Origin of the sequence: Streptomyces sp. NBC_01433 (assembly GCF_026340105.1) — a bacterium.
Taxonomy (GTDB): Bacteria; Actinomycetota; Actinomycetes; order Streptomycetales; family Streptomycetaceae; genus Streptomyces.
In genome coordinates this window covers 3,372,215-3,393,520 of sequence record NZ_JAPEPM010000001.1, presented here as the reverse complement: position 1 = coordinate 3,393,520, position 21,306 = coordinate 3,372,215, and the positions used below count along the sequence as shown (strand labels likewise).

At 72.1% G+C, this 21,306-nt stretch carries 17 protein-coding genes; 4 read left to right on the top strand and 13 right to left on the bottom strand.

Annotation, left to right across the window (positions count from 1 at the left end; all coding sequences use genetic code 11):
• Positions 1-43: 43 nt before the first annotated feature.
• The gene (locus OG413_RS15315; protein ID WP_266805964.1) at positions 44-910 is read right to left on the bottom strand and encodes a hypothetical protein; all 867 of its coding nucleotides are present in this window, start codon (positions 908-910) and stop codon (positions 44-46) included.
• 132 nt (positions 911-1,042) lie between these two features.
• Between OG413_RS15315 and OG413_RS15310 the strand changes: the two genes are divergently transcribed.
• Positions 1,043-1,624, top strand: coding sequence for a TetR/AcrR family transcriptional regulator (locus tag OG413_RS15310; protein ID WP_266805962.1), 582 nt, complete (start codon positions 1,043-1,045; stop codon positions 1,622-1,624).
• 16 nt (positions 1,625-1,640) lie between these two features.
• Here the strand turns inward: OG413_RS15310 and OG413_RS15305 are convergent, their stop codons facing one another.
• Positions 1,641-2,420, bottom strand: a complete 780-nt coding sequence (locus OG413_RS15305) for a GntR family transcriptional regulator (protein ID WP_266805961.1) — start codon at positions 2,418-2,420, stop codon at positions 1,641-1,643.
• The gene (locus OG413_RS15300) at positions 2,417-2,959 is read right to left on the bottom strand and encodes a GntR family transcriptional regulator (protein ID WP_266805959.1); all 543 of its coding nucleotides are present in this window, start codon (positions 2,957-2,959) and stop codon (positions 2,417-2,419) included. Before OG413_RS15300 ends, OG413_RS15305 begins: the two co-directional genes overlap by 4 nt.
• A 147-nt stretch (positions 2,960-3,106) precedes the next feature.
• On the opposite strand from OG413_RS15300, the gene OG413_RS15295 reads away from it, so the two are divergent.
• Positions 3,107-3,508 (top strand): ATP-binding protein, encoded by a 402-nt coding sequence (locus OG413_RS15295; RefSeq protein WP_266805957.1) that lies wholly within the window; start codon positions 3,107-3,109, stop codon positions 3,506-3,508.
• 58 nt (positions 3,509-3,566) lie between these two features.
• On the opposite strand, the gene mfd is transcribed toward OG413_RS15295, so the two are convergent.
• Positions 3,567-7,097 (bottom strand): transcription-repair coupling factor, encoded by a 3,531-nt coding sequence (gene mfd, locus OG413_RS15290; protein WP_266805955.1) that lies wholly within the window; start codon positions 7,095-7,097, stop codon positions 3,567-3,569.
• A gap of 482 nt (positions 7,098-7,579) precedes the next feature.
• On the opposite strand from mfd, the gene OG413_RS15285 reads away from it, so the two are divergent.
• Positions 7,580-8,578 (top strand): helix-turn-helix transcriptional regulator, encoded by a 999-nt coding sequence (locus OG413_RS15285; RefSeq protein ID WP_266805954.1) that lies wholly within the window; start codon positions 7,580-7,582, stop codon positions 8,576-8,578.
• 72 nt (positions 8,579-8,650) lie between these two features.
• On the opposite strand, the gene OG413_RS15280 is transcribed toward OG413_RS15285, so the two are convergent.
• The gene (locus OG413_RS15280) at positions 8,651-8,899 is read right to left on the bottom strand and encodes a hypothetical protein (RefSeq protein WP_266805953.1); all 249 of its coding nucleotides are present in this window, start codon (positions 8,897-8,899) and stop codon (positions 8,651-8,653) included.
• Positions 8,896-10,146, bottom strand: coding sequence for an amidohydrolase (locus OG413_RS15275; protein ID WP_266805952.1), 1,251 nt, complete (start codon positions 10,144-10,146; stop codon positions 8,896-8,898). Before OG413_RS15275 ends, OG413_RS15280 begins: the two co-directional genes overlap by 4 nt.
• A gap of 246 nt (positions 10,147-10,392) precedes the next feature.
• Between OG413_RS15275 and OG413_RS15270 the strand changes: the two genes are divergently transcribed.
• A complete protein-coding gene (locus OG413_RS15270) occupies positions 10,393-10,569 on the top strand; it encodes a thiazolylpeptide-type bacteriocin (protein ID WP_073726004.1) in 177 nt (58 codons plus the stop codon).
• A 101-nt stretch (positions 10,570-10,670) separates the two neighbouring features.
• Here the strand turns inward: OG413_RS15270 and OG413_RS15265 are convergent, their stop codons facing one another.
• From OG413_RS15265 to OG413_RS15235, 7 genes are all read right to left on the bottom strand, one after another.
• Entirely contained in the window at positions 10,671-12,785 is a 2,115-nt protein-coding gene (locus OG413_RS15265; RefSeq protein WP_266805950.1) for a TOMM precursor leader peptide-binding protein, read from the bottom strand.
• Positions 12,782-13,537, bottom strand: a complete 756-nt coding sequence (locus tag OG413_RS15260) for an ABC transporter permease (RefSeq protein ID WP_266805948.1) — start codon at positions 13,535-13,537, stop codon at positions 12,782-12,784. Before OG413_RS15260 ends, OG413_RS15265 begins: the two co-directional genes overlap by 4 nt.
• 108 nt (positions 13,538-13,645) lie before the next feature.
• Positions 13,646-14,635 carry an ABC transporter ATP-binding protein gene (locus OG413_RS15255; protein ID WP_266805947.1) on the bottom strand — a complete coding sequence of 330 codons (990 nt, stop codon included), beginning with the start codon at positions 14,633-14,635 and terminating at the stop codon, positions 13,646-13,648.
• Positions 14,636-14,658: 23 nt separating this feature from the next.
• Positions 14,659-15,783, bottom strand: a complete 1,125-nt coding sequence (locus tag OG413_RS15250) for a site-2 protease family protein (protein ID WP_266805945.1) — start codon at positions 15,781-15,783, stop codon at positions 14,659-14,661.
• On the bottom strand, positions 15,780-16,790 hold the full coding sequence (locus OG413_RS15245) for a lantibiotic dehydratase C-terminal domain-containing protein (RefSeq protein WP_266810164.1): 1,011 nt from the start codon (positions 16,788-16,790) through the stop codon (positions 15,780-15,782). Before OG413_RS15245 ends, OG413_RS15250 begins: the two co-directional genes overlap by 4 nt.
• A 113-nt stretch (positions 16,791-16,903) precedes the next feature.
• On the bottom strand, positions 16,904-19,684 hold the full coding sequence (locus OG413_RS15240; protein WP_266805943.1) for a lantibiotic dehydratase: 2,781 nt from the start codon (positions 19,682-19,684) through the stop codon (positions 16,904-16,906).
• A 16-nt stretch (positions 19,685-19,700) separates the two neighbouring features.
• A complete protein-coding gene (locus OG413_RS15235; RefSeq protein WP_266805941.1) occupies positions 19,701-21,293 on the bottom strand; it encodes a SagB family peptide dehydrogenase in 1,593 nt (530 codons plus the stop codon).
• Positions 21,294-21,306 lie beyond the last annotated feature (13 nt).

Here is a 21,306-nt window from a genome sequence, read left to right as displayed (position 1 = left end):
CCCGAATCACACTTCCCCCGCGCGCTCACATCTCCCCGCCCGCTCACACCTTGCCGATACCCAGGGTGTTCTCGGCCGGCAGGAACCCGCTGCCGAGCGCCGTCACCCACAACGGCTCCAGCAGCGCCACGAGCCGGACCCGCTCCTCCTCGCCGAGAGCCCGCCAGGGCCCGGCCGCCAGTTCGTCGGTACGCCGCTCGACTCGCGCCCGCAGTGCCCGCCCGGCCTCGGTGGCCGTCCCGTCCGGATCCAACAGGCCGCGCCCTTCGAGCCGCTGACGGGCCGCCGCCCACTCCCCCGCACCCCACCCCCGGCTCTCGAACGTCTCCGGGCTCGCCGCGCCCACGGCGGCGAAGGACACCAGGCACTCGACCGGATCGAGATCCGCCTCCACCAGCGCCTGGAGGTGCCCGTCACCCCGGTGCTCGCGCAGGATCGTCGCCGCGTGCCAGAGCACCAGGTGCGGGGCATCCGGCCAGGGCAGCGCCGCGTCGGCCGCCGCCAGCGGGCGCCCGGTCACCTCGGCGGACAGCGCGGCCCGCCGGGCCGGTTCGGCCGCCGCCGCGAACTCCGGCCCGTCGAGCCGATCCCCGAACAGCGTCCGGTACGCGCGGTCGACCGCCCGCAGCCGGGCCGCGAGCACCGCGCCGGGCTCCGCGACGGACCAGACGGCGGGCACGAAGTCGCGCACCATGTCCGGGCTGTAGCTGTAGAAGGTTTCGGTGACCCTGTCCGCACCGGCCGCCCCGAGCGGCGCCGCGCGCCAGGCGAAGTAGCTCGGCCAGCGGTCCTCGGTGCCGTAACCGAGGGCGGCGGCCTCCTCGAAGGCCTCCGGCGCGTAGTAGAGGACGGCGTGCAGCGGTTCCAGCAGATGCCACATCTGACGTACGGGTCCCAGGTCCTCGGACATGTCCGCACCTTCCGTAGTGCTCGGCACCCGGCCACCGGCCAGGCATCTAGTCAGTGACTAGATCAGTGACACCCCCAGAGTGCGCCTCGCCAGTGAACTTGTCAATGACTAGATTCCGCGTACGGTGCTGGCATGAGCAGCGAACGCACCTATCACCACGGCGACCTGCGGCGCGCCATCCTGACCGCCGCCCTGGACGTCATCGCCACCGACGGCCCCGCCGCCCTGAGCCTGCGCGACCTGGCCCGCCGGGCGGGCGTCTCGCACGCCGCCCCGGCCCACCACTTCAAGGACCGCACCGGCCTGCTCACCGCGATCGCCACGGAGGGGTACGGGCTGTTCGCCGACGCACTGGCCGCCGCGCCGGACCTCCGGGAGCGGGGCGTGCGGTACGTACGGTTCGCGACGGAGCACCCCGCGCACTTCCAGGTGATGTTCCAGCCGGACCTCTACCGCGCCGACGCCCCGGACCTGCTCGCGGCAAAGGCCCGCGCCACCGAGGCACTGACCGAGGGCATCGCCGGGCTCCCCGCGTCGGGCCGGGGCGAGGACCCCCGACTCGCGGGCGTGGCCGCCTGGTCACTGGCCCACGGCTTCGCGACGTTGCTGCTCAGCGGCAACCTGACCGGCCCGATGGCCGAACAGCACCCGGAGGAGGTCTTCCGCGCCCTGACGGAACTGCTGTTCATTCCCGCGTCGACCGTGGACGAATAGCCGACCCGAGTGCCCGTCACTCGGGTACGAACGCGTACTGCACCTCGTACAGATGGCCCGCCTTCACCATCACCGTCGCCTCGATGGGCCGTTCGTCATCGCTGTAGACAACACGCAGGGTCCGCAGAACCGGCAGCCCGCCAGGCAGCCTGAGCGCCCGGTACTGCTCCTGGGTGGGAATGCGTGCGGAGACCCGGTCGACACTGAGACGCGGTGGATGTCCCAACTCCGCGAGGAGTGTGGGCGTTCCACCAGGGATCTTCCGACGCTCGGTGATCGCGGTGCCGCGCGCGATACCGAGGGGGTAGTACGACGAGACGAGTTCCGCAGGCTCGCCATCGATCGACAGCAGCTGACGTCGGAGAACCGCCGTGCCACGGGGTTCAAGCCTCAGCGCAGCAGTGACATCCGCCGGAGGCTCGACCTCGGCGACATCCAGAAGCGCGCTGTGGGCCCTGACCCCGGTCTTCGCGGCTTCGGCAAGCCGGCGATACGGCTCCCCGGGGCCGGCCGGAGCCATATAGGAGGCGGGACGGATCGTCTGTTGCCGGTGCTCGCGAACTGTGACCGCCGCTCCCGCTCTGCCGACCACCAGCCCTTCACCCTTGAGAAGTTGCAATGCCTTTTGCACCGTGGCGTTGGAGGCGGAGAACCGGGCCTTCAGCTGCACGGTGGAAGGCAGGCTGGCACCCGGCGCGAGATCGCCGGACATGATCTCGTCCCGTAGGTCGGCCGCGATCCGCTCATGAAGCGACCGGCGGTCCTCGGCTTCGTTCTCCGCTCGTGGCACAGTCATCCGATCCTGATCTCGTACCGCAGCCGCTGCCCTCGCGGCGGCATGACCATCACGTCGGCCTGAATCGGCCTGCCGTCACTGTCCAGGGTGAGTCGCGTCAGCTGAAGTACGGGCTCACCCGCCTCCAGCGCCAGGGCTTCCCGCTCACCGGCCGTCGGCATCCGGGCGGTCACGTCCTCCTGTGCGCGGACGCCGACATGCCCGAGATCGGCAAGCAGCCGGATGGCGCCGCCCGGAATCCTGCCCTTTCCGGCCAGTCCCGTGCCGCGTCCGATCCCCACGGGGTAGTACGTGTCGGTCAACTCGCACGGCTCGCCGTCGAGATACATGATCCGTCGACGCGCGACGACGTAATCGCCGCGCGCCAGTCCGAAGAGATCCGCCACTTGCTCCGGTGCGGCCACCTCCCCCGCCTGCACGATCCGCTGGCTGCCGCGACGCCCTTCGGCCGCCGCCTCCCTGCCCCACGCGTCACCCTGCCCCGGGGCGGATGGAGCCAGATACCGCGCGGAGGTACTGATCCCCTCACCGTCACCCATGGCTTTCCCTTTCACAGCCTGCCCGCAGGACCCCACCGATGCCCACGGTAGGTGAAGCGTTCGAACTCCCCAAGACTACCTTGCCGCTTTTCGTGAATAGCAGTACGATGTGCGCGTTACGGCCCACGCGCAAGGCGGTGAACCACCGTGTCTCTGTCGCAGCAACGGCGCTTCCCCCGACAACGCACATCTGTCGGTGCCTCACGCGACTTCGTCGTCAGCGTCCTCACGGAGTGGAGGCTCCTGTCCCTGATCGAAGACATAGCGCTCCGCGTCTCGGAACTCGCCACGAACGCGTTGCTCCACGGTGTGCCGCCGGGCAGGGAGTTCTCCGTACGCCTCCACGCCACAGAAGGGCTCGTACGACTCGAAGTGCGGGACAGCGGTTCGGGCCGTCCCGCGATCCGGCTGGCCGACGAAGGCGCCTGTACCGGACGCGGCTTATACCTGGTCAACGAACTGGCCGCCGATTTCGGGGTCGATGAGCACGTCGTCGGCAAGCCCGTGTGGCTCGCCTTCAAGGCCCCCTCGCCGCACCACCGCCTCTGACGGAAACGGCCCCGCCGGATGCTTGGCGGGGCCGTACTGCGATGCAAAGCGGCAGGCTCTACGACCCCAGGATCGTCGTCAGGAACTCCCCTGTCCACGACAGCAGTTCGCGGCCCACCACCGGCTTGCCGCCGATCCTGCCCGCCGTGGGGCGGGGGACCAGGATCTGGTGGGCGGCCGGTTTGACTACCGTCTTCGGGTGGAGCCGCTTCAGGCGCAGCTCCTGCGACTCGCGCAGTTCCACCGGGGCGAAGCGGATGTTCGAGCCCTGGAGGACGATCTCGCCGACTCCGCAAGCGCGGGCCAGCATGCGCAGGCCGGCGACCAGGAGGAGGTTCTCGACCGGTTCGGGGAGCTTGCCGTAGCGGTCGGTGAGTTCCTCGCGGACCGCCCTGATGTCGTCCTCCGTATTGGCGGAGGCGATGGCGCGGTACGCCTGGAGGCGCAGCCGCTCGCCGGGGGCGTAGTCGTGCGGGACGTGGGCGTCGACCGGGAGCTCGATCTTGACCTCCAGCGGCGGCTCCTCCTGCTCGCCGCCCTCCATCTGGGCCCGGTAGTCGGCGACCGCCTCGCCGACCATGCGGACGTACAGGTCGAAGCCGACGCCCGCGATGTGGCCGGACTGCTCGCCGCCGAGGAGGTTGCCCGCGCCGCGGATTTCGAGGTCCTTCATCGCCACGTACATGCCCGCGCCCATCTCGGTGTGCTGGGCGATCGTGGCGAGGCGCTCGTGGGCCGTTTCCGTGAGGGGCTTCTCCGGGGGGTACAGGAAGTAGGCGTAGCCGCGGTCGCGGCCCCGGCCCACCCGGCCGCGCAGCTGGTGGAGCTGGGAGAGGCCGAAGTTGTCGCCGCGCTCCACGATCAGGGTGTTGGCGTTGGAGATGTCGATGCCCGACTCGACGATCGTCGTGGAGACCAGGACGTCGAACTTCTTCTCCCAGAAGTCCACCACCACCTGTTCCAGGGCCTGTTCCGACATCTGGCCGTGCGCCGTGGCGATCCGGGCCTCGGGGACGATCTCGCGGAGCCTGGCGGCCGCCCGGTCGATGGACTCCACGCGGTTGTGGATGTAGAAGACCTGGCCCTCGCGCAGCAGTTCGCGCCGGATGGCCGCGCCGATCTGCTTCTCCTCGTACGGGCCGACGAAGGTCAGCACCGGGTGCCGCTCCTCCGGCGGGGTGGTGATCGTGGACATCTCGCGGATGCCCGTCACGGCCATTTCGAGCGTACGGGGAATGGGGGTCGCGGACATCGTCAGCACGTCGACGTTGGCGCGGAGCTTCTTCAGCTGCTCCTTGTGCTCGACGCCGAAGCGCTGCTCCTCGTCGACGATGACCAGCCCGAGGTCCTTGAACTTCGTGTCGGCGGAGAACAGCCGGTGCGTGCCGATGACCAGGTCGACGGCTCCGTCCTTCAGCCCCTCCAGAGTCGCCTTGGACTCCGTCTCCGACTGGAACCGGCTCAACGCCCGCACGCTGACCGGGAATTGGGAGTAGCGCTCGGTGAAGGTGCCGTAATGCTGCTGGACGAGGAGCGTGGTGGGCACCAGGACGGCCACCTGCTTGCCGTCCTGAACCGCCTTGAAGGCCGCGCGGACCGCGATCTCCGTCTTGCCGTAACCGACGTCGCCGCAGATCAGACGGTCCATCGGAACCGTCTTCTCCATGTCCTCCTTGACCTCGGCGATCGTGGACAGCTGGTCGGGCGTCTCCGCGTACGGGAAGGCGTCCTCCAGCTCGCGCTGCCAGGGGGTGTCCGCGCCGAACGCGTGGCCGGGGGCCGCCATCCGGGCCGAGTACAGCTTGATCAGGTCGGCGGCGATCTCCTTCACCGCCTTCTTGGCGCGCTGCTTGGTCTTGGTCCAGTCGGCGCCACCGAGCCGGTGCAGGGTGGGCGCCTCACCGCCGACGTACTTGGTGACCTGCTCCAGCTGGTCCGTCGGGATGTAGAGGCGGTCCCCCGGCTGCCCGCGCTTGGCGGGGGCGTACTCGACCAGGAGGTATTCGCGGGTGGCGCCCTGGACGGTGCGCTGCACCATCTCCACGTACCGGCCGACGCCGTGCTGCTCGTGGACGATGTAGTCGCCCGCCTCCAGCGTCAGCGGGTCGATGGTCTTCCTGCGGCGGGCCGGCATCCGGCCCAGGTCCTTGGTGGCCGTGCGCTGACCGGTCAGGTCCGTCTCGCTCAGCACGGCGAGCCGGAGCGCCGGGTCCACGAAGCCGTGGTCGATGGCCCCGCAGGAGACATGGACGACCGAGGGCGAGATCTCCGCCAGGTCCGGGTCCAGACGGGCCGGGATGCCCTCGCCGCCCAATACCTCGACCGTACGGGTGGCGAGGCCCTGGCCCTCGGTGACGTACACCGTCCTCCAGCCGTCGGCCAGCCAGCCCTTGGTGTCGGCCAGCGCCCGCGCGGTGTCGCCCCGGTACGACTCCGGGGCGTGCATCCCGAGCTTGAGGGTGTCCTCGTCCAGCTCGTCGTCGGCCGCGAACGGGGAGATGGACCACCACATCAGCGAGAGCTCGCGCGCCCGGTCCCGGACGTCCGCGATGCCCCAGAGCGAAGCCGCGCCCACGTCGATCGGGGCCTCGCCGCCGCCCGCCGTCGCCGCCCAGGACGCCTGAAGGAACTCCTGGCTGGTGGTGACCAGGTCGGCGGCCCGCGTACGGACCCGCTCCGGGTCGCAGACCAGCGCCATGGAGTCCTTCGGCAGGACGTCGAGCAGCAGTTCCATCTCGTCCACCAGCACCGGGGCGAGGGACTCCATGCCCTCGACCGCGATCCCCTCGGCGATCTTCCCCAGCAGTTCACCCAGCTCGGGGTGGGCCTCGGCGAGGGCCGCGGCCCGCTCCCGCACCTCGTCGGTGAGCAGCAGCTCCCGGCAGGGCGCCGCCCACAGGCCGTGTTCGGCGACCTCCAGCGAGCGCTGGTCGGCGATCTTGAAGTAGCGGATCTCCTCGACGTCGTCGCCCCAGAACTCCACCCGGAGGGGGTGTTCCTCGGTCGGCGGGAAAACGTCCAGAATTCCGCCCCGTACGGCGAACTCACCGCGCTTCTCGACCAGTTCGACCCGGGAGTACGCGGCTGCCGCGAGGGCCTCGACGATCTCGCCCAGATCGGCGTTCTGCCCGCTGGTCAGCGCCACCGGCTCCAGGTCGCCGAGCCCCTTGACCTGCGGTTGCAGTACGGAACGGACCGGGGCGACGACCACGCTGACCGGCCCCGTCTCCGGGTCGTCGGCCCGCGGGTGGGCGAGGCGGCGCAGCACGGCGAGGCGGCGGCCCACGGTGTCCGAGCGCGGCGAGAGCCGCTCATGGGGCAGGGTCTCCCAGGACGGGTACTCCGCGACGGTGTCCGGCGGCAGCAGGGTGCGCAGCGCGGCCGCCAGGTCCTCGGCCTCGCGGCCGGTCGCGGTGACGGCCAGCACGGTCCGGCCGGTCTGCCGGGCCAGGGCCGCCACGGCGAAGGGGCGGGCGGCGGCAGGCCCCACCAGGTCGACGTGCATGCGGTGGCCGTCCGCGGCGGCCTTCACCGCTTCGGCGAGAGCCGGGTCTCGTACGACGACATCCAGCAGACCGTGCAGGCTCATGAAGGGCTTCCGTCCGGGTAATGAGGGTTCGCTGACAGCCGGCTGCTGCCAGGGGCAACGCGAAGGGCCCGACACGCGTCCTGGGGCGCCCGCCGGATCTCAGCCGATCCGGGCCACGCCCCCAGCGGGCCGGGGGTTCCAGACTACGACCCGGCGGTGAGCACCGCGTGCCCGACGAGACGCCGGGGCGCCGCCACCGGCCGGAAGCCGCCCGTCGCGCCATCCGTGCCGCTCATCGCCGGTCGCACACCGTTCGTCTCCCATCCGCACACAGTTGCGTCCGGGATCCTCACAGGAGTGATCCCACCGTCTAGTCTTTGCCCGACCATTGCACAAACAGCTGTCCCAGCAGCACCACGGGCAGCGCGGCACGGCCGGCAGTACGCGTAGCAGCAGGGCAACCGGGAAACAGCCGTCGACCAGCACCGCAGGGCGATCCCCGGCGGCGCGCGGCCACACAGCACCAGGCAGCGGGGGCATACGTGGGCGAGAACGAAATGTCCGTATTCGGGGTCTCCGAGGCCGAGGAAGAGATCTACCGGCACTTCCTGCGCAATCCCGGCACCGCCACCGACGATCTCCACCTCCTGCTGCACTCCGGGCCCGAGGCGGCCCGCGCCTGCATCGACCGGCTCCAGGAGCTGGGGCTGCTCCATCCGGAGGGCACCGACCTGCGGATCTTCCCGACCGATCCCGAGGTCGCGCTGGCCCGGCTGGTCGACTTACGACTGCACGCCCTGCACCAGGAACTCCAGCGCGTCACCCGCTCCCGGCACGTCATCGACGGTCTACGCGCGGAGCAGGGGGCCCGGACGCCCCCGCCGCAGGGCATCGAGCAACTGGAAGGGCTGGCGCAGATACGTAACCGGATCGACGATCTCGCCTTCTTCGCCCGGGACGAGATCCTCTCCGTGGAGCCGTACACCAAGCTGTCGCCCGAGAACATCGCCCGCTCCCGGCCGCTGGACCTGCGCTGTCTGCGCCGCGGGGTCCGGATCCGCAACGTCGTCGCCAGGACCGCGCTCGACGATCCGCCCACGGCCGCGTATCTGCGGGAACTGGCCGCGCACGGGGCCGCGATCCGGGTGACGTCGGAGACCGCGGAACGGCTCCTCGTCTACGACCGCAGAGCCGCGCTCGTCCCGCTGGACCCGCGCAACACCGCACGGGGCGCGCTGCTCGCCCACCGCAGCGGTCTCGTCTCCAACATCATCGCCCTGTTCGAGAAGATCTGGGACGCGGCCGAGGATCTCGCACCGGCGGGCGGCACCCACGACGCCGCGGCGGGCACCGGGCTCTCCGGCATCGAGCAGCGGGTGCTGGTGTCGATGTGCACGGCGGGCAAGGACGAGTCGGGCGCCCGTGAGCTGGGGGTGTCGGTACGGACCTACCGGCGGCACGTCGCCGACCTGATGCACACACTCGGCGCGACGAGCCGGGCCCAGGCCGCCCTGCGGGCACGGGAACGCGGCTGGGTCTGAGGAGGGGACGGGGAGGGAGAGGGGGAGGGGGAAGCACCGGCACCGGCACCGGCACCGGCACCGGCACCGGGATCAGACTTCCCTGGTCCAGCCGTGCAGCGCCGCGTCGGACAGCACCCGCGCGAACGCCAGCCGCACCGCGGCCTCGTCCGTCCCCCCGCCCAGCTCGACCCGCAGCACCACCCGGTCCTGGCCGACCGCCCCGGGCGAGCAGGTCCAGTGCGCCGGGAGCATGCCCAGCAGTCGTACGACGGTGGTCTCCCCGGTCGGGGCGGTACGGTCGCGGCGCACGACGGCCACATCGGTCCAGCCGGGCCTCATAACGCCACCTCCCCGCCGCCGCCCGGCCCGGCTCCCAGCACCTGCCGGGCCGCCGACACCATCGCCCCGATCCCGGCGGGCAGCGCCGTCCGGACGTCGGGGGCGAACCCGGGGGCGTGGTTGGGCGGGACGGGTTCGCCCCCGGCGCGGGCCGTGCGCCACTGCCGGGCACCGGTCACACCGAGCATCCAGTACGCGGTCGGCGCGCCCCCTTCCGCGAACCACGGGAAGTCCTCCGTGGCGGTGGTGGTCCCGAAGTCCAGGACCCGGTCCGGTCCCAGCAGGCTCTCGTGGGCCCCGCGCACGGCGGCCGTCAGCACCGGGTCGGGGACGAGTACGGGCGAGCGCGCGGTCACCGTGATGTCCGGTTCCCGGGGACAGCCCGACGCCACGCACTCGGCCCGGACGATGCGTTCGGCGGCGGCCTCCATCCGGTCGAGCACGGGGCCGGAGAACGCCCTCATGCACAGGGACAGTTCGGCCGTGTCCGGGATGATGTTGCCCCGCTCCCCTGCCCGCATCGAGCCGACGGTCAGCACGGCCTGTTCGGCCGGGGAGGTCTCCCGGGCGACGACGGACTGGAGCCGCAGCACGATCGCGGCGGCCGTCAGGACCGGGTCGACGGCGAGGTGCGGGGTGGCCGCGTGACCGCCCCGGCCGTGCACGGTGACATCGACGCAGACGCTTCCCGCCATCAGGGGGGCGGGGCCGGGGGCCGGGTGGCCGAGCGTGCCCGCCGGGAGCGGTGCGGCGTGCTGGGCGAGGACCGCGTCCGGGGTGCCGAACCGCTCGTACAGACCGTCGTCCAGCATCGCCCGCGCCCCGGTCAGGGTCTCCTCGGCGGGCTGGCCCACCACCAGGACGGTGCCGCGCCAGGAGGTCCGGGCGGCGGCGAGTTCGGCCACCGCACCGGACAGCGCCGCCATGTGCAGATCGTGGCCGCAGGCGTGCATGACCCCGGGGACGGTGCTCGCGTACGCCAGGCCGGTGCGCTCGGTCACGGGCAGCGCGTCGAGTTCGGTACGGAGCATCACGGTCGGCCCCGGCCCGTTGCGCAGGACGCCGACGAGACCGTGGCCGCCGCCCACGGAACGGGTGACCGTACAGCCGTGTTCGGTCAGCCGGTCCGCGAGGCGGCCGGCCGTACGGTGCTCGGCTCCGGAGAGTTCGGGGTGGGCGTGCAGGTCGAGGTAGAGCTCGACCGCGGAGCGCAGCACCGCGTGCCGCACCGGCAGGGGTGTGGACATGGAGTCGGTCCTCTTTCCTTCGGACGTGCGAGCGGTACGTGTCTCCTTCGGACGTGCGAGCGGTCCGCGTCGTACGAGCCTGCGCCGACCGTCCTTCAGCACGCGGCCGTTCCGCTGTCACCGGATGCCAGCGGGGTGACAGCGAAAGCCGGGCCGATCTGACAGCGGCTGCCCCTGCAATGGACCCACCGCAGGGGAACAGTGCCGGAGCAGCCGGCCGGTCCCCGTGACACCAGGGAGAACACCATGGCCCCGAAGACTGAGCTCGCGACCCTCGCCGACGAGATCCTGGAGCTGGAGTCGGAGACCTTCGAGATCTCGGACTACTCGGACGCGGTCGAGGTCGTCCTCGCCGGTTCGACGTCGTCCTCGTCGACGTCCACCTGTTCCAGCACCACCAGCACCACCTCCTGCTGCGCCTGATCCCCCACCGGGACCGGCGCCCGCGATGCCGTTCCGGCAGCCCCCTCCGTCGGCGGAGGGGGCTGCCGGTCGTGCGGCTGCGGTGACCGGAACGGGTGCCGTCACGGGAACGGGTGCGGGACGGCCTTGATCTCCCCCTCCGGCAGGTCGTCGGGGCGGCGGCCCGCCGCCCGTAGCGCGGTACGCAGCCGGGGCATGCGCAACGCCCGCTGCCTGGTCCAGCCGAAGTCCAGCGGCAGCAGCCCCGGAACGGTGGTGGAGACCGTGTGCAGGCCCATCCGGTGCTGCTCGGGCGTGGTCTGGTCGACGGCGATCACGTCGTACCCCGCCGCGGTCAGCCGGTCGCGCAGCAGCCCCAGATCGTCCAGCAGGTCGCCCGTGCGGGGCCGCAGCGGCTGCCAGTCGGCGAACGTCTCGTCCAGCGGGGCGACGGCGGTGGGCTCCAGATATTCGCGGGCGTGCCCGGTCATCGAGGGCAGACCGTAGAGCTGGGCGTGGTCCTTGAGATGCAGCACCTTGGTGAAGTCCTGTGCCATCAGCTCCAGTTCGGGCAGGCGCTCGGCCACCTGGTAGGGCAGGTGCGGGATGTAGGTGAGGACTTCGGACAGGGCAGCCTCGACGGTGCCCTCCGGGTCGAAGCCCGCCGCCGCGCTGAACGAGAGGGTGCCGGGCCCGCCGTCCCGGCGCACCGCGAGCGCGGTGACGACCGGTACCGCCAGATCCATCCGCGTATCGAAGGCGTGCACGTCGTAGCCGTGCAGCGCGGCACGGTCGAGCATGGAGCGGACGGCCGGGGAACGGCAGGAGCCGAGGTCGATCTCCGCCAGCCGGGCACGCCCGTACCAGGCCAGCAGGAAGGCGTCCCGCTCGACGAGTTCCAGGAGCCCGAAGAGGATGGCCTCCTCCAGACTTCCGCCGGTGGCACAGCCGTTGGAGCACTCGAAGACGAAGTTGTCGGCCTCGACTCCGGCGCTGTAGTGCGCGAGCCGGGAGGGGACGAGGACGGGGCGGTCGTCCCGCAGCGAGTGGCCCCAGACCCAGGGGATCGCCCGGTCCGGGTCGAACGGGCTGACCAGGTGGTCCCGCGCGTAGGTCTCGGGGGCGTAGAAGCCGCAGTCCGCCGGGTTCAGCGCCCGGTCCGCGAGGTTGGTGTAGGAGTCGACGACGGGTGAGGTGCCGCGTCTGCGGTGGGTGCCCGCGTACCGTTCCAGGCCCTCCAGGTAGGCGAGGGTGCGACTGGTCGCGTACCGGTTGGCCTGGCCGCTCCAGGTGACGTCGTTGAGTCCGGCGTAACCGCGGACGAAGTGGGTTCCGGCGACCGGTGCGGTGGTGGTGGACGCCGGGTTGATCCAGGTGTCGGAGCCGAGTGCGCCGCAGACCGGGTTGGCGAGGGCGGCGGTCGGCAGGGGGTAGGAGTCGAGGGAGCGCAGCCGGTAGCCGTCCGGGTCGGGTTTGGGGGTGGGGGCCAGTTCCATCCGGGCGGCGGCCGCGGTGTCGGGCACCTCGTGCACACAGGCGGGGCAGAGCGGTTCGGGCAGCAGCGGGAAGGTGGCCGTCGCGAGCGTGCCGAGGTCGATCCGGGTGACCTGCGGCAGCGCGCGGTCCGCCTCGGTGGCCCCAGTGGCCCCAGTGGCCTCGGTGGCCTCGGTGGCCTCGGTGGCCTCGGTGGTGGCGCGGTCGGCGGGCGAAGCGGCGCTGTGGGCGATGCGGTCGGTGGCACGGTCGGTGGCCATAACGGCGCGGTACGTGGCCCAGACGGCGTCCAGCGCGTAGCCGGTGAGCACCGGCCAGTGGGTGGCGCCGTGCGGTTCATGGCCGAGTTCGAGCGCCTCGCGCTCGGAACGGCTGCGCAGCCGCTGCCAGCGCATGGCGAGGCACTGGCCGCAGGCGGTGGCGCCGGGCCCGCCGCCCCAGGGGCCGATCAGCACCGCGCGGGCGGTGAGCTGGACGTTCGCCGCCGGGCGGGCGGCGGCGTACGGGTCCGGGTGGCCGAAGCCGAGGGTGTCGGCGGCGCCGAGCGGGACGACGCGCGGGGCGGGCAGCGCGTGCGCGCCGGACGGGGAGACCGGGGAAGGCGGGGAGACCGAGGAAGGCGGGGAAGCCGGGGAAGCCGGGAATACGGGCAACCGGGCGTGGCGCTCCGCCAGTTCGGACTGGAGGTGGGTGCGTGCCGCGTCGAGCGGCGTCGCTGCCGCGGCCGCCGTCGTGGTCGTCATGACTTGTCGCTCCAGCGGAAGGTCTTCAGCGCGACCGCGCCGAGGACGAGCGCGAATCCGGCGAGCACCGCGCAGGCGATGCCAATGTCGGCGACGGAGCCGCGGCCGGTGACGGCGCCGGAGATCCCGTCGTTGAGGTAGCGCAGCGGCAGGACCCGGGAGAGGCTCTGCATCCAGCCCGGCATGGCGTCCAGCGGGAAGAACGAGCCGGACAGGAAGGCCATCGGGATCATCAGGCAGTTGGCGACGGCGGCGACCGCCTCCGGTGTCTTCGCGTAGCTGCCGACGATGACGCCCATCGCGAGGAACGCGGTGATGCCGAGCACCAGCACCGGCAGCGCGAGCGGCCAGCGGCCGTCCAGTTCGAGGCCGAACGAGGGCAGCAGGGCCACGGCGACGAACAGCACGGCCTGTACGGCTCCGATGCCGAGCGCCAGGACGTAGCGGGAGGCCAGCACCGAGGAGACCGGGGTGGGGGTCATCCGGATGAGCCGCAGGATGTCGTCGCGGCGCCACTGCATGAGGGTGAAGCCGACGCCGAAGACGGCGGCGTTGCCGACGCCCCAGGACAGCACGCCGGGGGCGATGTAGTTGATGTAGGGCTTGCCGCTCTCCTCGACCGTCTGGCCGTGGAAGATCAGCCCGAAGACCACCAGGAAGATCAGTGGGAAGGCGAAGGTGAAGAAGAGGGTCGTCCGGTCACGCGTGCAGGCCCGGTATCCGGCCTGGCTCAGCGCGGCGTATGCGCTCATCGGGGGTGACTCCGTATCGCTCTGGGGGGGGGAGGGAGGGGCGGCCGGGGCTGCTCTACGGCTGCGCGGCGTCTACGGCTGCGGGGCGGCTCCACGGCTGCGCGACGTTTACGGCTGCGGCGCACCGGTCAGGGCCAGATACACGTCTTCGAGGCTCGCGGTGCGCGTCTGTACGCCCTGGAGTCCGGCGATCGCGTCGACGGCGGCCAGCACCCGGCCCGATTCGAGGGTCTCCAGCACGATCGAGTCGGCCTCCTCCTCCGCCCGGTCGACGCCGGGGATGGCCCGCGCGGCGGCGAGTGTGAGCCGGCCCGCCGGGACCAGCAGGCGGGTGGTGGGGCTGCCCGCCGCGATCAGGCTGGCGGGGCTGTCGAGGGCGGCGACCTTCCCGTCGACCATGATCGCGACGCGGTCGCAGAGCGCCTCGGCCTCATCGAGGTGGTGGGTGGTGTAGACGATGGTGCGGCCCGCGCCCTTGAGGTCGCGGAGCACCTGCCACAGGGCGCGGCGGGCCTGCGGGTCGAGGGCGGCGGTCGGCTCGTCCAGGAAGATCAGTTCGGGGCCGTGGACCAGGGCGGAGGCGATGGCGAGCCGTTGGCGCTGGCCGCCGGAGAGGTCGTCCACCCGGGTGTCGCCCTGTTCGGTGAGCCCGACGGAGGCGAGTGCGCGCTCGGCCGCCGCCGCGTCGCAGCGGTAGAGGGCCGCCATGGTGCACAGGTGCTCGCGGGCCGTCAGCCGGACGAAGAACGCCGATGCCTGGGTCTGCACGCCGAGCCGGGGCAGCAGGGCGACATTGCGCGGCCAGGGGCTCGTGCCGAGGACGGTCACCGTTCCGGCGTCGGCCCTGCGCTGGCCCTCCATGATCTCGACGAGTGTCGTCTTGCCCGCGCCGTTGGGGCCGAGCAGACCGAAGAACTCCCCGCGTGCCACGGTGAAGGACACCCCGTCGACGGCCCGGGTGTCGCCGTACCTCTTGTGTACGCCGTCCAGGGCGACGGCCGGGGCGTCGGGAGCGGGGGCGGGAGCGGCGGCGCGGGCGGCGGGGGCGGCCGGGGCGTCGGGGGAATCCTTCGGGGGGCGGGGGGCGGTGGCGCTCATGGAACTCTCCTTGGGGAAATGCGTCAGGCCGTCAGCAGGTGGTGGGCGGCCGCCGCGACCGCCGCGACGAGCGCGGCGAGGACGAGCAACGAGCCGAGCCCGTAGGCGGTGTAGGCGATCCGGGCCCGGCGCGGGTAGTCGGCCGCCGCCGGGTCACGGCGGGTGACGAGCCGCAGATACGTACCGGCCGAGGCGGCGAGCCCGGTCGCTCCGGCCAGCTGGCTCGCGATCTTGTATCCGTCCAGCGGCGGGAAGGGTACGAGCATCGCGAACGCCTGGACGCTGCCGAGCAGCAGCAGGCCGGCCAGCGCGTCGTGCGTGGCGTCGTCGAGCGGGGCGAACAGCCACAGGGCGCAGAACGGCAGCAGGAAGACCAGGTTCATCACCGCGCCCGCGACCGCCGTGCCGATCCTTCGCCAACGACTGCCCAGGTAAAGATAGTTGTCCACCGTGCAATACATGATGACGACGGGCAGCCGCCAGCGCAGCCCGATCTCGGCGACGCGGCCCCCGTAGTGCCGGGCGACGACCCCGTGCGCCAGCTCGTGCAGGGCCGTGCTCATCCAGAGCAGGGTGGCGGCTCCGGTCAGCAGCACCGGGTTCGTGAACAACTCCCGTATGGCGATGAGCAGTTCGCCGACCCGCCAGGCCAGTACCACCTCCATGGCCACGACGAGGGCCAGCAGCGGTATCAGCCAGCCCGGAGCGAGCAGGAAGCCGACCGCCCGGTGCAGCCGGGCGGTGGTGGCGTCCGCGTCGGCGACCAGCCGGATGCTGCCGCGCAGAATCCCCCGTGCGGGCTGCGCACCGGACGCGGCATCTTCAGCTGAAGCGGGCGCGGGCGATCCGGCGAGCAGGCCGCGCGTGCCCAGCAACCGCAGGATCTGCTGCCAGTTGGCGTCCGCCAGCCTGCGCCCGTACTCGGCGGCGTACTCCTCCCCGATCTCCTTCAGGCTGCGCTCCCCGTCCATCCGGGCGATGAGGAAGTGCTCCTTGGTGCCGACCTTGAAGGAGGTGCCGCTGTCCGTGTCCTTGATGAGGTGCACGGTCGCGGAGCCGTACAGCAGCGCGTCGCTGAGCAGCACCCGGGGCCGGAGCGCGGGACGGTAGTCGGCCAGGGCCCCGGCCCCGGACCCGGGGGCGTTCACCCGGTCTCCCGCAGGGCGCGGCCCAGCACATGGCTGAGGTATGCCTCGTCCCTGATGGTGACGTGGAGACGGTTGTTGGTCATGTGCATGTACGGGGACAGGAGCAGCGGCAACGAGGCGGCCGGGTCGGTGACCAGCTCGTCGCGTTCACCGTCCCAGGACCGGAAGACGAGGTCGCCGTCGACGGTCAGCTTCCTGGCCCGGTCGCGCAGTTCGGCGCAGTGCTCGGCCCAGCCGCCCAGGAACCCGGGCAGGGCGGCCGGGCTCCGGTCCTCCCCCCGGACGGCCCCGGCGGTGGCGTCCATGATCCGCTCGAAGCGCGTGGTGAGTCCGGCGGCCATCGACGCGTAGTTGCGGTCGTACTCCTCGGTGCCGATGAAGCCGGTGCCGGGGAAGGCCCGGTGCCAGAACTCGTAGTAACTGTCCAGGTAGTCCGCCAGTTCCGCGCGGTCCGGGAGGAAGGTCGCGGACATGACCATCATCAGCTGGGCGGACGTGCCCAGCAGCACGGTGCGCAGGTGGAGGTTCTTGGAGCGGAAGGCGTCGATGACCAGGTCGCTGGAGTGCCGGAAGTGCCACTCGGCCAGCTCGATCCCGGCCGGACCGCCGTACTTCCCGTACTCCGGCTCGTACGGCTGCGCATGGCGCGAGTTGTTGGGGCGCAGGTTCATCCGGCCCTGGTCGTCCATGTAGTGACCGCGCTCGCTGCCGGGGAACTCGATCTCGAAGAGCGTGTTGTAGAAGTCGTTGAGGAAGCCGGAGTCCACCTCGTACAGCGCGGGCCGCTCGGCCAGGAAGGCGTCCACGGCCTGCTCGGCGCGGCGCGTCACCTCCGCACCGGCGGCCGGTGAGGAGGGCCTGAGCCGCAGGCGTACGTGCGGTCCCTCCAGCCAGTAGTTGATGAAGAAGTACCCGGCGAGAAGGCCGTCCGCCTCCAGTCCGTCGATCAGCGGGCGGACGCAGTGCAGGAGCAGCGGGCGCGGGTTGGCCGCGTAGAAGATGTGCATGGCCTGCCAGTCGCCGGGTCCGGGGGAGGTGACGGCGGTCTGCGGGGAGGCGGGCCCGGCGGCAGGCGAAGCGGTCGCGGCAGCGGCGGAAGGGGTCGCGGCGGTGGGGACGTTCATGAGGTCGGGGTCCTCCTTGGGACAGGTACGGCCGTCTCCACGGCCAGTTCGGCGACATGGCGGCCACGGGCGGACACGGCGTGCAGGGCGTCCTCGTCGGGCAGCATTTCCCGGAACACCGCGCGCGCCTGAGGGGACTTGAGCAGCGTCTCGAACGCCGACAGGGACAGCGGGCTGTCGAAGTCGAGGTACTGCGGCTTGGCCCCGGTCGCCCCCCGTGCCCCGCTGTCCGACACGGTCACGAACACCCGGTCGGGCAGGCCGTGCGCACGCCGGAAGCCGTGCCAGCCCAGGAACCAGCCGTCCTCGGCCGTCCCCGGCTTCCGCAGCGGCAGCACGGCGGCGGGCGCGCTCCAGCTGCGCCGGCTCAGTACGACACTGCCGTGGCGCACCCTCGGCCGTCCGGTCACCCCACCGGACGGCGCCCCCTCGGGGACGCCTCCCCACACGTTGACCGGGGCCATCGAGGTCGGGGAGAGCAGCAGCAGGGTACGGGGCAGTTCGGGCAGGGCCAGCGGTACGAGATAGCCGAGGTAGACCGGGATGACCTCGCGCCCCAGCCGGGTGGAGCGCAGGACCAGCCGGTCCCCGTCCGGGTCGTGGACGAGGTGGAGGTCTTCGAGGTCGAGCCGGAACTCCTCGGGCAGGGTGCCCCTCTCCCCCGGGCAGACGATCTCGTACCGGGTGAGGCGCCCGTGCAGGTTGAGGTTGCTGGTGACGGGGCCGCCGGTGATCTCGGCGAGGACGGCACCTTCGGGCACGATGTCGTCCGCGCCCGCCAGCAACTGCCCGTCGAGACCTTCGTGGAGGCTGCCGTCGAGACCGCCGTGGAGACCGCCGTCGCCGGGCATTCCGCCGGGTCCCTCACAGCCCCGAACGCCGTCGAAGAGGTGGGTGAACCGGCTGAACGGGAAGGACACACCGCCGTACGAACGGTTGAGGACGACCAGCGGGTCATCGGGCCGGTCCACGAGCTGGAGATGGTGGCTCATCGGCGCGAATCCGGGTGCGATCGCGCCCAGTTGGTCGGCCACGGCGTCGAGGAAGCCCTCGTCGACGCTCACCTCGGCGCAGCCGGGCCCCGTCGTCTCCCACAGGGCCCGCATCCGCTCCACGAACGTCTGCCGGGCCGCGTCCAGGGCCTTGAGCTGCGGCTGGCCGAGCCAGTTCACCTCCGGTACGTAGGTGCCTTCGGCGTCGAACGTGGTGTGCCCGGCGGTGAACGACATGTACTGGTCGAAGAAGTCCTCGTGGAAGTCGTGCACCAGCTTCAGCAGGTCGTCGCAGCGCCCGCCCCGCCCGTACCGGGCCAGGAAGAAGCCCTGGAAGGTGATCCGCTGCGGCAGCGTCAGGTCGAACGCGGGCAGAATCCGCTCCACCGCGCCCAGCGGCCGGGCCGCCAGCTCCTGCCAGGCCGCCGGGTCCAGCTCCACGCCCCGCCCCGCCGCCACGTCCTCGTACAGCAGGGTCTGCGGGACCTTGGCGCGTACGGCACCCAACTCCTCCTCCTGGACGCGGCACAGCTCGTCCCGCAACTCCCCCAGCAGCGCGCGGCGTTCCTCCGGGGAGGCGTCCGCGAACCGCTCGACGCGGGCGGCGGGCCCGTTCAGCCGGTCCGCGAGCCGGTCCGCCCAGGGCCGCCCGAGGCCCCGCAGCGAACCCTGGAACGCGCGCAGCGGGTCGGTGTCGTGCACCTCGGTCCGTAGGCACGGCACCTGGACCATGCCGAGGTCGAGGAGCGCCTGAAGGTACTGCGCGCACTCCTCCTCGGTGGCGTCCCGGTCCTTCGCGAGCCAGCCGGACAGCTCCCCGTAGCGGAGGGTCCCGCGCTCCTCGAACAGGCCGAGCAGGCGCTCCAGGGTGCCGCTGCGCCGCAGGAAGAACAGCCGGTCCTTCACCGCGTCGAACGTGACGGCGGTGTCGTCGTCGCCCGCCGTGACCCAGCGGCGCACATAGCGCACCCGGTCGTCGTCGCGGCCCCAGCCGGAGGCGAGGGCGACCGGCAGATCGGCGCGGCGCACCGGGTCGGCGATCACGGCGTCGGCGAGCCGGCCGAGGGCGACGACATTGAGCCGCACCTGTCCGTGCCAGTCCGCCCCGACCTGGACCCGCAGCCCGCCATCACCGCCCAGCGAGCCGAGAGCGACGCCGGTGAACGTGGAGAACGGGCTGGTCTTGCAGACCGTCCGGTAGAGGTAGGAGAGCAGCGAACGCTCGATCTTGCGCTGCTTCTTGTCGGGCGGGCCGTCCGCCGTACGGTGGATGAAGGCGTCGATCTGGGCGTCCAGGGTGGGCGAGGCCAGCAGCAGTGCCTTGCGCAGCCGGTCCTCCCCCGCCAGCCTGCGCAGTTCGGCGCGGCTGCGGCCCGTCTCGGCGGCGAGCAGGGCGGCGCCCGCGCTCCGGCGCTCGTCGAGCCCGCGACGGGCCTCCAGCCAGGCGGCGAGCGTGTCACCGGCGGCCGGGTCGAGGGAGCGGACCAGGGCGAGTGCGCGGTCGGCCGATTCGGTCTGCGGCAGCCGGTTGTTGAAGACGTCCCGGCGCAGTTTCAGCAGCGTGCGGCGCAGCGGCTCGTCGTCGCTGCCGCCGATCAGTTCGTGCAGCTGATCGCCGACCGTCCCCGCGGCGATGCTCAGCCGCTCGGTCCCGTCGAGGATGTCGTCGGCCCAGCGGCGGCTTTCGGGGCAGCGCAGGCCCCGCACGCTCTCGACCGGGAGCCCGGCGACGCGCAGCATGAACGCGGGCCGGATCACGGCGGGGTTCGTGGAATCGTGATGCATCGTCCGTACCCCCGGCTCAGGCGATCTCGTAGCGGAAGTCGGCGGGGGCGGGCCGTTCGTGGCCGATCATCATGATCAGCAGCGGCGCCTCGCCCGTCGCTTCCAGGCCCAGTTCCTCGATGTACGAGATGTTGTCGAAGCCGAGCGCCACACCGCAGCCGAGGTCCACGGCGGACGCCGCGGTGTACACGCTCTGCGCGACGGCGCCGATGGTGGCGTTGACCAGGCGGTATCCCCGGTCGCCGACCGCGTCCAGGACTGCGGTCGTACGGACCGTGGGCACCAGGACCGCGCCCGCCTGCTCCAGGTTGTAGTTGGAGAGGAAGTAGTTCTTCTGGAGGAACTCCCCCGGCCGGCCCTCCTTGACCAGCCGCAGGCTGTGCGCCTCGGGGTCGTACGCGTAACTGCCGGGCTCCACTCCCTCTACATGGCTGACGAACGCGTACAGCTTCGCCAGCCGGGTGCCGCCCGTGTCCCCGCCGATCCGGGACCCGGTGACGGCCGCCGCGAGGCACGTCGCCAACCGCGCCGCGCTCACCGGGCGTTGTGCGTCGAATCGGCCGAAGCTGCTGCGGCGGCGGCGCAGGGCGGTGCGTACGTCGGTGTCCAGCGGCAGCGCGGGGGCCAGTGCCACCTCGGGGAGCGCCGGGTCGGCGGGAGGCGCGGCGGCGGGGGCCAGCGCGTCGGGGGCGGGCCGGGCGGTGGCGTGGGCGGAGGTGGCCGCCTGCATCCGCTCCAGCGCGTCGAAGCCGAGGACGGTACGGGAGCGCTCGACGTCCTTGCGCCGGACCGGGGCGGCGGTGGCGGGCCGTTGGCCGACCGGGCCACTCGCCGCACCCGCCGCACCCGCCCACTTCAGCGGGACGACGGCGAAGATGCCCTCCTCCTTCGCGCTCACCCCGAGCAGCGAGGCGAGGCGTTCCTCGTCGAACCAGAGCGCGGGCTCGACACCGAGGCCCCGCGCACCGGCCCACATCCGCCAGGTCTGCACACAGGCGCCGACGTCCATGGAGACGGCGTGGAAGGAGAAGTTGTTGTACTTGAAGGAGTTCTGCCAGTACTTGACGCCGAGCACCAGGTACTGGTCGGTGGCGGGACCCGGCGCCCCGTCCCCCAGCGCGGCGCGCACCTCACCGGACACATCGCCGGTGAGCAGCCGCTGCATGGTGTGGTGCCGGGTGGAGTAGTAGTGCACCCCGGGCGGTACGGGGCCGCCGGGACCGGAGACCCAGTAGACGCTCACGGGGTACAGGCCGCCGCCGGACGCGGAGCCTCGGGACCAGTTGGCGAGCGGGTAGTGGGGCAGGGCGCTCAGGTCCGTGTTGGCCTGGACCCCGAGGCGGCGGCCGGTGAGCCCGTAGGAGTCACGGAGCATCCCGGAGAGGGCCGGCAGGTCGAACTCCCCTTCCGTACCGCCCTCCTGGGCCAGCCCGCGGCCGAGCGTCGCGTGGGCCGGGTAGTCCGTACCGGGCAGCGGCAGGCTGTCGGCACCCGGGTAGAACTTGGCCTTGCGCGGTCCGTCCGACCAGTTCGGTACGAAATCGGCGGGGTCCATCGGGACCCGGCCGCGCTGCATGATCGCGGCCGCGTATTCATGGGCGTACCCCATGGCGAGCTCCTTG

Bases quoted from the DNA above. Each gene is read 5' to 3' on its own strand.
- OG413_RS15235 (WP_266805941.1), bottom strand. From the start codon at position 21,293: ATGGGGTACGCCCATGAATACGCGGCCGCGATCATGCAGCGCGGCCGG.
- OG413_RS15305 (WP_266805961.1), bottom strand. From the start codon at position 2,420: ATGACTGTGCCACGAGCGGAGAACGAAGCCGAGGACCGCCGGTCGCTT.
- OG413_RS15240 (WP_266805943.1), bottom strand. From the start codon at position 19,684: ATGCATCACGATTCCACGAACCCCGCCGTGATCCGGCCCGCGTTCATG.
- OG413_RS15275 (WP_266805952.1), bottom strand. From the start codon at position 10,146: ATGTCCACACCCCTGCCGGTGCGGCACGCGGTGCTGCGCTCCGCGGTC.
- OG413_RS15265 (WP_266805950.1), bottom strand. From the start codon at position 12,785: ATGACGACCACGACGGCGGCCGCGGCAGCGACGCCGCTCGACGCGGCA.
- OG413_RS15270 (WP_073726004.1), top strand. From the start codon at position 10,393: ATGGCCCCGAAGACTGAGCTCGCGACCCTCGCCGACGAGATCCTGGAG.
- OG413_RS15310 (WP_266805962.1), top strand. From the start codon at position 1,043: ATGAGCAGCGAACGCACCTATCACCACGGCGACCTGCGGCGCGCCATC.
- mfd (WP_266805955.1), bottom strand. From the start codon at position 7,097: ATGAGCCTGCACGGTCTGCTGGATGTCGTCGTACGAGACCCGGCTCTC.
- OG413_RS15260 (WP_266805948.1), bottom strand. From the start codon at position 13,537: ATGAGCGCATACGCCGCGCTGAGCCAGGCCGGATACCGGGCCTGCACG.
- OG413_RS15280 (WP_266805953.1), bottom strand. From the start codon at position 8,899: ATGAGGCCCGGCTGGACCGATGTGGCCGTCGTGCGCCGCGACCGTACC.
- OG413_RS15315 (WP_266805964.1), bottom strand. From the start codon at position 910: ATGTCCGAGGACCTGGGACCCGTACGTCAGATGTGGCATCTGCTGGAA.
- OG413_RS15245 (WP_266810164.1), bottom strand. From the start codon at position 16,790: ATGCACATCTTCTACGCGGCCAACCCGCGCCCGCTGCTCCTGCACTGC.
- OG413_RS15255 (WP_266805947.1), bottom strand. From the start codon at position 14,635: ATGAGCGCCACCGCCCCCCGCCCCCCGAAGGATTCCCCCGACGCCCCG.
- OG413_RS15300 (WP_266805959.1), bottom strand. From the start codon at position 2,959: ATGGGTGACGGTGAGGGGATCAGTACCTCCGCGCGGTATCTGGCTCCA.